This is a genomic window from Desulforapulum autotrophicum HRM2, assembly GCF_000020365.1.
In the GTDB taxonomy this organism is placed as follows: domain Bacteria; phylum Desulfobacterota; class Desulfobacteria; order Desulfobacterales; family Desulfobacteraceae; genus Desulforapulum; species Desulforapulum autotrophicum.
On sequence record NC_012108.1, the window covers coordinates 1,871,627 to 1,884,326 of the forward strand.

General features: G+C 51.5%; 12 protein-coding genes. 9 read left to right on the top strand and 3 right to left on the bottom strand.

Annotated elements, in window-relative coordinates:
• The first annotated feature begins 257 nt into the window (after positions 1-257).
• The 7 genes from HRM2_RS28295 to HRM2_RS08105 all read left to right on the top strand — a co-directional run bounded on the left by HRM2_RS28295 (position 258) and on the right by HRM2_RS08105 (position 7,186).
• Positions 258-605: an ABC transporter transmembrane domain-containing protein gene (locus tag HRM2_RS28295; protein WP_408605352.1), complete on the top strand. Its 348-nt coding sequence runs from the start codon at positions 258-260 to the stop codon at positions 603-605.
• Positions 606-759: 154 nt separating this feature from the next.
• Positions 760-978, top strand: coding sequence for an ATP-binding cassette domain-containing protein (locus tag HRM2_RS28300; protein WP_408605353.1), 219 nt, complete (start codon positions 760-762; stop codon positions 976-978).
• Between the two features lie 283 nt (positions 979-1,261).
• Complete coding sequence (locus HRM2_RS08085; protein WP_015903524.1) at positions 1,262-2,803, top strand: efflux transporter outer membrane subunit; 1,542 nt, start codon at positions 1,262-1,264, stop codon at positions 2,801-2,803.
• A gap of 64 nt (positions 2,804-2,867) precedes the next feature.
• A complete protein-coding gene (locus HRM2_RS08090; RefSeq protein ID WP_015903525.1) occupies positions 2,868-4,187 on the top strand; it encodes an efflux RND transporter periplasmic adaptor subunit in 1,320 nt (439 codons plus the stop codon).
• Entirely contained in the window at positions 4,184-4,924 is a 741-nt protein-coding gene (locus HRM2_RS08095; RefSeq protein ID WP_015903526.1) for an ABC transporter ATP-binding protein, read from the top strand. The genes HRM2_RS08090 and HRM2_RS08095 overlap by 4 nt, the downstream gene beginning before the upstream one ends.
• Positions 4,921-6,126 carry an ABC transporter permease gene (locus HRM2_RS08100; RefSeq protein WP_015903527.1) on the top strand — a complete coding sequence of 402 codons (1,206 nt, stop codon included), beginning with the start codon at positions 4,921-4,923 and terminating at the stop codon, positions 6,124-6,126. Before HRM2_RS08095 ends, HRM2_RS08100 begins: the two co-directional genes overlap by 4 nt.
• Positions 6,119-7,186 carry a hypothetical protein gene (locus HRM2_RS08105; RefSeq protein ID WP_015903528.1) on the top strand — a complete coding sequence of 356 codons (1,068 nt, stop codon included), beginning with the start codon at positions 6,119-6,121 and terminating at the stop codon, positions 7,184-7,186. The genes HRM2_RS08100 and HRM2_RS08105 overlap by 8 nt, the downstream gene beginning before the upstream one ends.
• A gap of 62 nt (positions 7,187-7,248) precedes the next feature.
• Here HRM2_RS08105 and HRM2_RS08110 read toward each other — a convergent pair whose 3' ends face one another.
• From HRM2_RS08110 to HRM2_RS08120, 3 genes are read right to left on the bottom strand one after another with little or no spacing between them, the layout of a single operon-like run.
• Positions 7,249-7,920, bottom strand: a complete 672-nt coding sequence (locus HRM2_RS08110) for a potassium channel family protein (protein WP_015903529.1) — start codon at positions 7,918-7,920, stop codon at positions 7,249-7,251.
• Entirely contained in the window at positions 7,917-9,302 is a 1,386-nt protein-coding gene (locus HRM2_RS08115; RefSeq protein ID WP_015903530.1) for a TrkH family potassium uptake protein, read from the bottom strand. The genes HRM2_RS08110 and HRM2_RS08115 overlap by 4 nt, the downstream gene beginning before the upstream one ends.
• A gap of 16 nt (positions 9,303-9,318) precedes the next feature.
• Positions 9,319-10,344: a LysM peptidoglycan-binding domain-containing protein gene (locus HRM2_RS08120; protein ID WP_015903531.1), complete on the bottom strand. Its 1,026-nt coding sequence runs from the start codon at positions 10,342-10,344 to the stop codon at positions 9,319-9,321.
• 175 nt (positions 10,345-10,519) lie between these two features.
• Between HRM2_RS08120 and HRM2_RS08125 the strand changes: the two genes are divergently transcribed.
• Both HRM2_RS08125 and HRM2_RS08130 read left to right on the top strand, forming a co-directional pair.
• Positions 10,520-11,899 (top strand): HD domain-containing phosphohydrolase, encoded by a 1,380-nt coding sequence (locus tag HRM2_RS08125; protein WP_015903532.1) that lies wholly within the window; start codon positions 10,520-10,522, stop codon positions 11,897-11,899.
• A gap of 1 nt (position 11,900) precedes the next feature.
• Entirely contained in the window at positions 11,901-12,662 is a 762-nt protein-coding gene (locus HRM2_RS08130; RefSeq protein ID WP_015903533.1) for a motility protein A, read from the top strand.
• Positions 12,663-12,700 lie beyond the last annotated feature (38 nt).

A 12,700-nucleotide genomic window follows, 5' to 3' on the forward strand; every position in this document is an offset into this window, starting at 1 on the left:
ATGGGATTTGTTTTTTTATTAAGGGTAGCATATATGATTAAAGGATTACAAACATGAATAATAATAACAGGGGAAGCCACTAAGATCCAGAGGATCATTGACCAGGGGATTCACCAGAACAACCAGATGGTCGTCATCAGGACCGGGGTGTTTATGCTCGGTATCTCACTGTTGAGCATGTGCATGGCCATCGCAATAATATCTTTTCCGTTCAGGTGGGTGAGGGCGTTGCCCGTGATCTCAGGGAAGCGTTGTTTGTGAAAATCCAGAGCTTTTCCCTTGGTAATCTGGACAACCTGAAAACCGGTGAACTCATGGTGAGGCTGTCAAGCGACACCAGCGCGGTCCAGCGCCTGGTGCTGATCTCCCTTCGCATCGGCACCAGAGCACCGCTGATCATGGTCGGCAGCCTGATTCTCATGGTCAATACCAGTCTGGGGTTGGCATTGACCATGGTGCCGCTCCTGATGATGAGCCGGCTTTCCAATGTCTGGGCCAATGGAATGGCGTCATCAAAGTGGATTTATGGGCTGATATCAACCTGGTTCCCCGGTTTTACGAGATCAACCACGGCCGGATCACCATTGACGAAACAGATATCCTGAATATCGCCAAGGCTGAATGGCGCAGATGCACTGGCCTGGTTCTGCCGGATACCTTTTTGTTTGCCAATACGGTTCTTGAAAATATTCGTTATGGAAAGCTCACGAGTGTGTCCGGGCAGCGCAAACGGCAGATGCCGATCATTTTATCCAGCTTCTGCCCCAGGGATATCAAACGTCTCTTTCAGAACGGGCCGGAAATCTCAGCCAGGGGCAGCGACAACTTCTGGCTATTGCCCGGGCCATTCTGGCGGATCCGGGGATTCTGATCCTGGATGAGGCCATCAGCAGTGTTGACACCCGCACTGAAATCCGCATTCAGACAGCCCTGCTCAATCTGATGAAAAAACGGACCAGTTTCGTGATTGCCCACTGACTGAGCATCATACGTGATGCCGATCAGGTTCTGGTAATCAAAAACGGAAAGATCGTTGAACAGGGACCCACCAGACGCTTCTGGACCGGCACGGGTTTTACCACCATCTCTATCTGAGCCAGTTCAAAGGCGAAAAAATATAAAGCGCCTTTCCCGGTTCGACTTGTTCCCCTCCTTGTCCTTGACAAGAAACCATTTCAGATCTATTGAATAACACGGCAGTTCTTGGTTTTATCCAAACAACACACCAATAGGTGATTGGAATTAAACCCTCGGGTCTTAAATGAAAAACATTACAGGATTTCTGGAACAACCCGGATCGAGGCTGAAAATATCGTCCGGACCTGAACAGACACCCGCCGGGGGTATCCATCACAGGAGAGGGTCTGCCTTATATACAGCCATGGTATTGTTTGTCTTGGTGACGGTTTTCATGGCGCTGTCCGGGGGCTGTGTCCCTGTGGGACCGGATTATGTCGCGCCCGGTTTCAACCGAATGCCTGGAAGATGGACCCCTGAAATGACCGGCGGGATGTCTGCTGTTCCCCTGGACAGCAAAGCCCTGGCTAGCTGGTGGATCGTTCTCGATGATCCCGTGCTGACCGGTCTGATAACCCGTGCCATTGATGTCAATTTAGATCTTCGTAAAACCCGTGCCGTTCTGCGTGAGGCCCGGGCGAGACTTTTGATCAGCGGTACAGATGCCTTTCCGACGATTAAAACAGACGCTTCTGCTGTTAGACGTTACCAGGATGATGAATCCGGCAGTTCCTATAATGCAGGATTTGACGCCTTCTGGGAGATGGATGTTTTTGGCAGGGTACAACGAGCAAGGGAGGCGGCCACGGCAGACCTTGAGGCGGACCAGGAAAGCATGGGGGATGTGCGGGTGAGCCTTGTGGCTGAAGTTGCCCTGAATTATATTGGGGTTCGTTCTTTCCAGGCCAGGCTGGCCATTGCACAAAAAAGCCTGGCAGTGCAGGAAGAGACCCTCCAGTTGACCCAATGGCAGCGCCAGGCAGGCCTGACCAGCCAGCTGGATGTGGAACAGGCCAGATCCAGCCTGGAAGAAACCCGTGCATCTGTTCCTGATCTGCAGACCGGGCTTGGCCAGGTCATGAACCAACTGGCCCTGCTGCTGGGCCAGTATCCGGGTACCCTTTACAAAGCGCTTTCAGTGCCGGCACCGGTTCCGGTTGCCCCCATGGAAATTGCCGTGGGCGTTCCTGCCGAAGTGCTGCGCCGCATTCCCACGGTCCGCCAGGCAGAGCGTCAACTGGCCGCCCAGACGGCACGGGTCGGCGTGGCTACGGCCGAACAATATCCTCAGTTCACCCTAAACGGGTCAATCGGTTTTGATGCCCTTTCCATCCATGATCTGCTGTTTGAGTCCGCCAGCCGGATCTTCAGTATCGGACCTGCATTTTCATGGACCTTGTTTGATGCCGGCCGCCTACGGCAGAACATTGAGGTGCAGAATGCCTTGACACAACAGGCCGCCATTGAATATGAAAAAGCGGTTCTCACCGCCCTTAAAGATGTTGAAGATGCCCTGGTTGCCTATGGCGGTGAGCAGGTACGGCGGCAATCTCTCCTAGGGGCATCAACGGCCCAGCAGGATGCCCTGGATCTTGCCCGTGACCAGTACGCTTCGGGCATGGTCAATTTTCAGGTGGTGCTGGATGCACAACGGTCGCTGTTGTCATTGCAGAACCAGCTGGCCGTAAGCAATGGTGCGGTCACTTCTGATCTGATCCGGCTTTATAAGGCCCTTGGTGGTGGCTGGACCCCGCTGTCAGCGAGTGGTGCCACAAAGGCCCATTAAAAAAATTAATTTTTCCAAGCATTAAACAAATCAGGATATTCTTGAAATTTTACAGAGAGAGCCCATGAACACAATATTGGATCAGAAAACCGATCAAAAATCTGAAATTGAAAAAAAATTGGGTATCAACCGGTCAAAGGGTGCAAAAAAGGGTTTTAAGGTCTTTGTCATCATTACTGCCTTGTTCATGGTTGCATTGATTCTCGTGGCCATTATCTGGAAGAATGCGGGAAAGAGCAGCAAAATAGTCTATGAAACCCAGCCTGCGCGAATGGGAGATATGACAGTGACCATCGAGGCCACGGGCACAATTGCACCTACCAACCAGCAGGTAGATGTGGGAAGTGAACTTTCCGGCATCATCAAAAGCGTGGCCGTTGATTACAATGATCAGGTAACCACAGGCCAGGTGCTGGCCCGGCTGGATACCGAGAAACTCAATGCCCAGGTCATTCAATCCAGAGCCAATCTGGAATCAGCAAGGGCCAGGGTTGTACAGGCCCAGGCGACTGTTTTTGAAGCGCTCAGTAAATTAAAACGGCTGCAGATGTTGCACGAGTTGAGCCATCAAAAGTTGCCTGCCTTAAATGATCTGGATGTTGCAGAGGCCATTTTAAAGCGTGCCCAGGCAGATGAAGTCAGTGCAAAGGCAATGGTCTCTGAAGCCCAGGCAGAGCTTGATGCCCGGGACACCGATCTGTCCAAGGCGGAAATTCGTTCACCCATTAATGGTCTTGTTCTTAAACGCGGCATAGAACCCGGCCAGACCGTGGCTGCATCCCTGCAGGCCCCGGTACTCTTTATCCTGGCCGCCGACCTTCACCAGATGGAATTGCATGTGGATGTGGATGAGGCAGATGTGGGCCAGGTAAAAGAAGGTCAGCAGGCCATATTTACCGTGGATGCTTTTCCTGACCGTAAATTTCCGGCAGCGATCACCCAGGTGCGGTATGCTGCCCAGACCGTAAATGGTGTTGTCACCTATGAAACAGTCCTCAAGGTTGACAACCGGGATCTGCTGCTGAGGCCGGGTATGACAGCCACTGCAGAAATTATCGTTGAGCAGTTCAAACATACCCTCCTGGTGCCCAATGTTGCCCTACGGTTTGAAATGCCGGTCAATGAAATCCAGCGCCCGGACCAGAACAGAAGCGTTATGAGCATGCTTCTGCCGTTCCGGCGGCCGGCGCGCCAGGGCAATCGTCGCGTCCGGGCACCCCTGGCCAGTAAAAACCAGCGAAGCGTCTGGATCCTCAAAGAGGGAAGTCCGGTAAAGGTTCCCCTGACCATTGGATTCTCAGACGGAGAGATGACAGCGGTGCAATCCGGAGATATTCAGGCAGGTGCTCCCCTGGTGGTGGACATTATAGGGGCTAATAAATGAACCCTGGCATGCCAATCCATGATCCTTTTTGTTCAGATGAGCCGATGATCGAGTTCAGAAAGGTGACCAAGGTCTATGGCAGGGACGCTGCAGCCATGACGGCCCTGGACCGTATTGACCTTAAAATTTATGACGGTGATTTTGTGGCAGTGATGGGACCGAGCGGATCCGGAAAATCCACAGCCATGAACATCCTTGGATGCCTGGATCTGCCGACTTCGGGCAGTTACCTGTTCAAAGGCATTGATGTGGTAACCCTCTCCCGGGACCAGCGCGCGCTGTTGCGCCGCCATTACCTTGGATTTGTGTTCCAGGGATTTAATCTTCTCAATCGCACGTCAGCCCTTGAAAATATTGAACTGCCCCTGATCTACCGCCGTGTTTCGGCAAACGAAAGGCATGGGCGGGGAAAAAGAGCTCTTGAAGCCGTAGGCCTTGCCGGCCGGGAAACCCATACGCCTGGAGAATTGTCCGGGGGGCAGCAGCAGCGGGTGGCCATTGCCAGGGCCATGGTTACCGAGCCTGCGGTATTGCTGGCAGATGAACCCACCGGCAATCTGGATACGGTCAGGAGCCGTGAAATCATGGAACTGCTCTGCGCCCTCAATCGCAAGAACGGCATAACGGTTCTCATGGTCACCCATGATCCGAATATGGCTGCCTATGCTCGGCGGATTGTCCGGTTCCTTGATGGAAAGATTGATTCAGAAGAGATCAACAAAGGAACAAACCAATGATAGTGGACACGATCCTGCTGGCCCTGCGGGCGATCCGCCGCAATTCCCTTCGGTCACTGCTGACCATTCTGGGCATTGTTATAGGCGTGGCAGCCGTTATTACCATGGTCACCCTGGGCAAAGGTGCCACACTTCAGGTAACTTCAGACATTTCCAAGCTGGGTAGTAATATGCTCATGGTCAGGCCGGGCCAGGATGTTCGTGGGGGGGCACATGAAGCCGCACCTTCGTTTGATTACAAGGATGTCGCAGCCATTGCCAGGGATATCTCCAGTGTGGCAGCCGTGGCACCCACAGCCTCAAAAAACCTCCAGGCCATATACGGCAGTGAAAACTGGTCTACTTCGGTCATCGGTACTGACAATAACTATTTTTTTGTGAGAAACTGGGAAATTGAAACCGGCCGGCGTTTTACGGATAATGAAATGAAAAGCGGAACAGCTGTCTGCCTTCTGGGAGCCACTGTGTACAAGGAAATTTTTGGTTCCATGGATCCACTGGAGACGTCCATCCGCCTGCAGAAACTTTCGTGTAAAATTATCGGTACGCTCAAATCCAAGGGGCAATCCAGCTTTGGCTCGGACCAGGATGATATCGTTCTGATACCCCTTCGTACCTTTCAACGGCGTATTTCCGGCAACCGGGACATTGATGCCATCTACCTGTCTGCCAGGGACAGTCTTTCAACGGAAAAGGCAAAGCTGGACACCGAGCGGCTGATGCGCGAACGGCGACGTATCCGGACTGGGCAGGATGACAATTTCCATGTCAGGAATATGCAGGAGCTGGTCAGCACCATGACCGGGACGACCCGGATTCTGACCATGTTACTTGCTGCTGTGGCGGCAGTGAGTCTGCTGGTCGGCGGCATCGGCATCATGAACATCATGCTGGTCTCGGTCACTGAAAGAACACGGGAAATCGGTATCCGGTTGGCCATTGGTGCAAGGGAACGAGAGGTTCTCATGCAGTTTCTGGTGGAAGCGGTGGTTCTGTCGCTGCTTGGCGGTCTGGTGGGAATCCTTCTGGGCCTTGCCACGGCAGCAGTCGGAACACAGCTGCTCCATGTCCCCTTTGTGTTTGACCCTGTCATCACCCTGATCGCCTTTTGCTTTTCAGGGGCAGTGGGCATTGTCTTCGGATATTTTCCCGCACGCCAGGCCGCACGCCTCAATCCCATTGATGCGCTAAGACATGAATAAATCGTTCACCCATATGATCATACCCACTGGGCTGATCCTTATCTTTCCCCTGCTGGGTGTCCTTATTGACGGGCAGTCTGTTCTGCCCTATCTTGTATTTCCGCCCGAGCCGGTCGTCACCTGCCATGGGACTTTTTCCCTGCCGGTCTTTATGGCTTTCATCCTCTTGATTCTTACGGCCACGCTGCCGTTTCTGAAGGTTGGCCTCATCCACACGAGGAAAAAATCTGTGGCTGCTGCTGGACCGTTTCCCTGGTGGGGCGTTGTTTCATTTTCAGGCCTTGCCTGTTTCTGGATAATTGCCTGGACGCGGTTTGACTGGTTCGTCCGTTTCCAGCCCCACACCTTTTTTCCGTTGTGGATCTGCTGGATTGTCAGTGTCAACGCCCTGGTCCACCAGTCGAAAAATCAGTGTCCCCTGTTTACATCTCCCCTTAAATTCCTGCGCCTGTTTATTGTCAGTGCCCTGTTCTGGTGGGTGTTTGAATACCTGAACCGGTTTGTGGGAAACTGGTATTATTCGGCAAGCCAGTATCGTCCATGGCGGTATTTTCTTCTGGCCACATTGAGTTTCTCAACCGTCCTACCGGCCGTGGAAACTACGAAAGCATATCTCTTGACCTTTGACCGTTTTAAAAACGGATTCGCACATTGCAGGCCCGTTCCGTACCTGAACTCAAAGCCTTTTGCCATCTGTCTGATGATCTGTTCCTGTGTCTGTCTTTGCCTGATGGCCATGTTTCCGGACGCACTTTTTCCCCTGGTCTGGGTCTGTCCGTTGCTTGTTCTTCTGGGATACCGGATCCTTTTCAACCGGCGCCATATCCTTTCTGGTGTGGTTCCCGGCGATTTCACCATGGTGGTGGCCTATGCCTCAGCCGCCCTGGTGTGCGGGTTTTTCTGGGAGATGTTTAACATGTACAGCCTTGCCAGGTGGCAGTACACCATCCCCTATGTTGATGTACTGCATCTGTTTGAAATGCCCCTGCTCGGCTATGCCGGTTATCTCCCCTTTGGTCTTGAATGCGCCGTGGTGATTGATATTGTCATGGAACCTTGATGTTTTTTATTTAAGTACTGTTTGATCCAGACCCCGGGGGAACCTGTCAGACCTGAATGTTTTCATTCCTTGAGACGTTCAAGTTTGTCCAGGGCCGCGTTCGGACCCAGCAGAATTAGGATGTCGCTTGGCTGGATGATGAAATCACCCGTCGGAATCATGGATAGCTGTTCCCCCACAGCCCCCTTTATTGCAATGACCTGGATGCCATACCGGTTGATGAGATCGAGATCCTTGAGCCGTTTGCCCATGAAATTTTGGGCAGGGGCGAACTCGACGATGCTGTAACCGTCAACAAATCGCATATATTCAAGAATGTTGGGGTTGTGGAGACGTTCGGCCAGGGCCAGGGCCTGGTCTTTTTCCGGGAAAATTACCTGGGATGCCCCCACCTTGTAGAGCAGGCGGCTGTGGATTTCGGAGTTGGCCTTGGCAATGATATGTTCCACGCCAAGATCCTTGAGGTTCATGCAGGCAAGGGCCGATGCTTCCATCATCGATCCGATGGATACAACGGCGGCATCCACCTTAGAAACCCCCAGGGATTGAAGTATCTTGCCCTGGGTTGCATCGGCAATGACGGCCTGGCTGACCTGATCCTTTACGGCCTGGACCTTGTCTGGATCAACGTCAATGGCAAGGACTTCGTTTCCCTTTCCATAGAGACTTGACGCCAGGTAATGGCCAAAGTTGCCAAGCCCGATGACAACAAATTGCTTGATTGAATTTTTCATCCGATGATAAAATCCTCTTCTGCATGGGTATACCCCAGGCGTAGGGGTCTGCTGACTGCCATGGCAATCAGCAGCGGACCCAGCCTGCCCATGAACATGATGGTAACGACGAGAAGCTTTCCTGGATTGGTGAGGCTTGCCGTCACCCCGGTGGAGAGGCCGACGGTACCAAATGCGCTGACCACCTCAAATAAAAGCTCCAGAAACATTCCCCGGCTTTGTGGATGGGACACGTCTCCAAGTTCGGTCATGAGCAGGGCCATGGTACCCAGGCAGACGATGACGGTGCTGACCATGAGAATACTCACAGCCTTTCCAATGGTTTGTTCAGGGATGGCCCGGCCAAAGAGGTTGGGCTTTTTTTCGCCCTTGAGCCTGGATTGACCCAGGGCTATCAGGCTGGCAAAACAGGTGGTCTTGATGCCACCCCCACATGACCCCGGGGATGCTCCCACAAACATGAGCAAAATGATGAAAAACAGGGTCTCGTTGGCCATATTTTCAAGTGTCAGGCTGTTAAATCCTGCGGTTCTTGCATTAACAGACATGAAAAAAGAGGCCAGAACTCTTTGTCCCCAGGGCAGTCGGTCAAGGGTGACCCTGGATTCCATGGTAAGGAAAACAAGGGTGCCGGAAACCAGCAGGATTGCCGTCATGGAAAGGGCAATTTTTGAATGAAGGCTCATGGGAGATCGCTGCCTGTCGCCCCTGAGAAGCCGCCATTTGAGCTCGGACATCACCGGGAATCCAATCCCACCGAGAATGATTAAAAAACCGATGGTCAGATTGACGACAATGCTTGATCGAAAGGCGGTAAAACTGTCTGGGAAAAGGCAAAAACCAGCGTTGCAAAAGGCACTGATCGAGTGAAAAATTGAAAGGAAGAATGCCTTTGAGGGTGTTGCCGTACGGATAAACTGGGTGAACAGCGCCATGGCGCCCACGCCTTCAAGTACCAGGGTGAAAAGGAAGATGTCCTTGAGTATCGCCCAGGGGTGGCGTTCCTGGAACGGGGTGAAACTTTCCCTTATGGCCGTATGGCTTGAGAAACTGAGCCTTTTCCCCGACAGCATGAGAAACAGGGTGGAAAGGGTCATGATGCCAAGACCACCGGTCTGAATCAGTGTTAGAATAATCGTCTGGCCGAACAGGGTAAACGAGGTTCCCGTGTCTGTGACGCTTAGGCCGGTGACACATACCGAGGAGGTGGATGTAAACAGGGCATCCACAAAAGTTAATCCCCTACCGGTCCCGGTGGTGGCCTGGGGTAAAAGAAGCAGGCCTGATCCGGCAAAGATCATTGCAAGGAATCCAAAAACCGTTGCCGGGCCGGGTGAGCTGAAAAACCGGTTGACCATGGTGGAAAATCTTTGTCGGAACATGGTATCTTAGTTTGCTTTAATTGACCAGTGTTCCGGGGCTGAACTCATTTGAGCAGGAGAGGACAAGGACAGTGGACGCTGTTTTCTCCGTATGGAGCACAATGATTTTTCCCATGGCACGGTCTTTGATCTTTATGGCATCGGGCATCCCGCAGGGGCTGTCTATCTTTTCCCTTTGTTCAAACAGGGTATAGGTCTGTCCGGGCTTTATGCCATGGTCGCTTCCCTGGTTGATAAAGGCGATTTTATGTTCGCTTAAAACAACGTCTTCAGCCTGGGAGGAGAGTATGCGTGCACCGATATTTTTTTGACTTTCTTTCACCATTATTTTGCCCGACGAGGGTTCAAAGGGTGCGATGATGTCCCCAACTGCAGCATGGTCAAAGGATTTTGTGATGTGGGCCGTTGCGTAAGTTTTCTCAACGTCAATGACGTTAACAATACCGAGAATGATATGTTTCACTCCGTTGAATTTTTCCCCGTTGAAATTTGCAGACACAGGTTCTGTTGATATTATCCGGTATTCATGGCCGGGAACAAGGAAAGAATCCTTGCCCGGTTTGATATAAATGGTCTCTCCCGTTGCCAACATCAGGTTGTTGCTCTGGGACCCGATGATTGTTCCAAGGGGGGCAATGGGTTCTTCGCTGATGAACCCAAGGCTGTCCATGGCGGGGTAGGCGAAGAAGGGTGGTTCGCTGGAAGGGTTAACCGTTTTTTCCCCATTGCCCGGCACCAGTGCCGGAGGGGTGGGGGGGGGGGGGTCAAGGGAATCTGTGAGAAAAATGCGGATTTTTTTCCCAGGATAGATCCAGTGGGGGTTTTTTATGTCATCATTTATTTCCCACAACCCCGGCCAGGTCCACTGATCATTGTAGAATCGTTTTGACAGATCCCACAGGGTGTCTCCCTTCTGGATGATGTAGAAGAATCCAGGGTCTTGTTGGGACGGTTCTTGAACCTGTGTCCGACCCGGTTCTGCCTGTAAACAGCAGACAAGAAAAACAACAGCCAACATTCTATAAAAGCCTTGCTTGTGCATACCCCTGTCTCCTTGGAAAATGTTCATTAAGAGCCCAACTCTGACTTTATTTACACCCTTGTGGAATAAAAAGTCAAGAAAGAGGGGGGATTGAAGGCTAAATCACTATTCAACCCTGGATTTCGAAGTTAAAAGGTTTGAAAAATTTCGTCATCTGGTATAACCTGCTCCCCTGATGAATACACAGGAACAAGGGGAAATCATTAAGTTAGTTTATGTCTGCTGTCAGGGGACAGATGACCGTGTTGAGCTGTCTGCCCACCACCAGGGCTGGCAGATCATCGTGTGTGACGCGTTGTCATCCAATCTGTCAGCGGCACTGGGTGAAACCCCCGACTTTTTGGTGGTGGATCTTGAGTCCATTGACGTTAACAAGACAGAGCAGGTGCTAGGTTTTGTCAGTAAAAAGGTTAAAAAGCCCCTTGCCGCCATTTTTGGCGTCCTTGCCGTTGATCCGGGCGTCAAAAAGCGGTGTGCGTTGCTCAGTATGGGGTTTGACGATCTTTTTATTAAACCGCTTTCCATTGAAGAGCTTGGGCTGAAAGCGCCTGTTTTTCTGGGGAAAAAAGAGCTGGAACAGCAAATTGCCTGGACAAGGGAGAAGCTTGATGATGCTGTGAAACTGCTGGAAAAGTTCAAGGCAGATCTTCTGAACACCCGCAAAGCCCTGGTAAAGGAAAAGAACCTTCTCCATAATTCGTTGAAGCAGATCACCATCATGACAGGGGAAAGGGAGCGGTTAAAGGCTGAGAATCTTGATCTTGGTGGGCGCCTTCAGAAAAATACCAGGGGAATAGAGCATATCCTGGGTAGCATGATTGAAGCAGGGAATGAGACAAACAAGGGGCACGCTAGAAGAGTTGCCCGCATTGCAAAATTTGTGGGCGACAGCCTGGGGCTCAGCATGATCGAAAAAATGGCATTGAAACAGGCAGCCCTTCTCCACGAAGCAGGACAGCTGTTTATTCCCGGATCGGTGTCTGCCAAGAAAAGGGAGGAGCTGACTGAATATGAAAGGGATCTTTTTCGTCAGGCGCCTGAAACGGGTGCAGCGTTCCTAAGCCAGTGTCCGGGTCTTGAAAGAGCCTCTCAAATCATCTGTCATCTCCATGAAAATGTTGATGGAACGGGCAGACCTAAGGGGTTGAAGCGGCGCTATATTCCCCTGGCGGCAAGGATACTTGCCGGGGCTGATCTTCTGGATGATCTGGCCAATGGATTGGCTGACGGGCCGGACCCGGCAGAAAGAAGGCCTTTGCCTGATGCGCTTCCCGGCATGCTTGAGCCATTTTCCGGTACAAGGCTTGATCCAAGGATAGTGAATTTGCTTGAATACTATGTGGTCACCTGCATGGACGGTCACTCGACCAGGATCAAAGAGATGGGGGTTTATCAACTAAAACCCGGGATGACCATGGGTGCAGGTGTTTATGCTAAAACAGGAACCAAGCTTTTTTCGGCAGGTGCCGTGCTCACCCAGGAATCCATAACCATGTTGATGAGATACAACAGGGAATACCCATTGGCGGAAACGGTTTTTATAAAGGTGGATTAGGATGGATTTAGCTTCAATTATTGGTATTGTCTCCGGTATCGGGTTTATCTGTGTTACCATTCTTCTTGGCAGCGGGATGGGACTGTTCTGGAACCTTCCTTCGGTCATGATCGTTGTCGGAGGCACCATTGCCGCAACAATGATCGCCTACCCCCTGTCTGATTTTTTAAGCATCGTCAAGGTGACCATGAAGGTGTTTCTTTTTAAAATTGAGAAAACAGAGGATATCATTGCCAATCTTGTTGAAATTTCCAACAAGGCCAGAAAAGGTGGCCTGTTGTCCATTGAAAGCGATATTGCAAATACCCCGGACGCATACCTTGCCAAAGCCCTTCAGATGACGGTGGATGGCGTCAAGACAGGTGACATTGCCGCCATCATGCAGAAGAAGATGGCCCTGATCAAGAAAGAGCACAAGACCGGTTATTCCCTTTATTCGAGTATGGGAAGTTTTGCGCCGGCCTTTGGCATGGTCGGCACCCTGATCGGACTTGTTCAGATGCTTGCCAATCTGGATGATCCTTCGACCATTGGACCCAAGATGGCCGTTGCCATGATTACCACTTTTTACGGATCCGTCATGGCCAATCTTTTTTTCATCCCCATGGCAACAAAGCTTGAAGGCAGGAGTGCCGAGGAGATCACGAACATGACCATCATCTATGAGGGGGTGGTTTCCATAAGGGAGGGTGAACATCCAAGGCTGATGGAAGATAAACTCAACGTCTATCTTGGCGCCGGGGCAAAGCCCAAGGAGGAGTAGAATGGAGTCTGGCAGTTTAACCCAGGCAAGCATTGGGG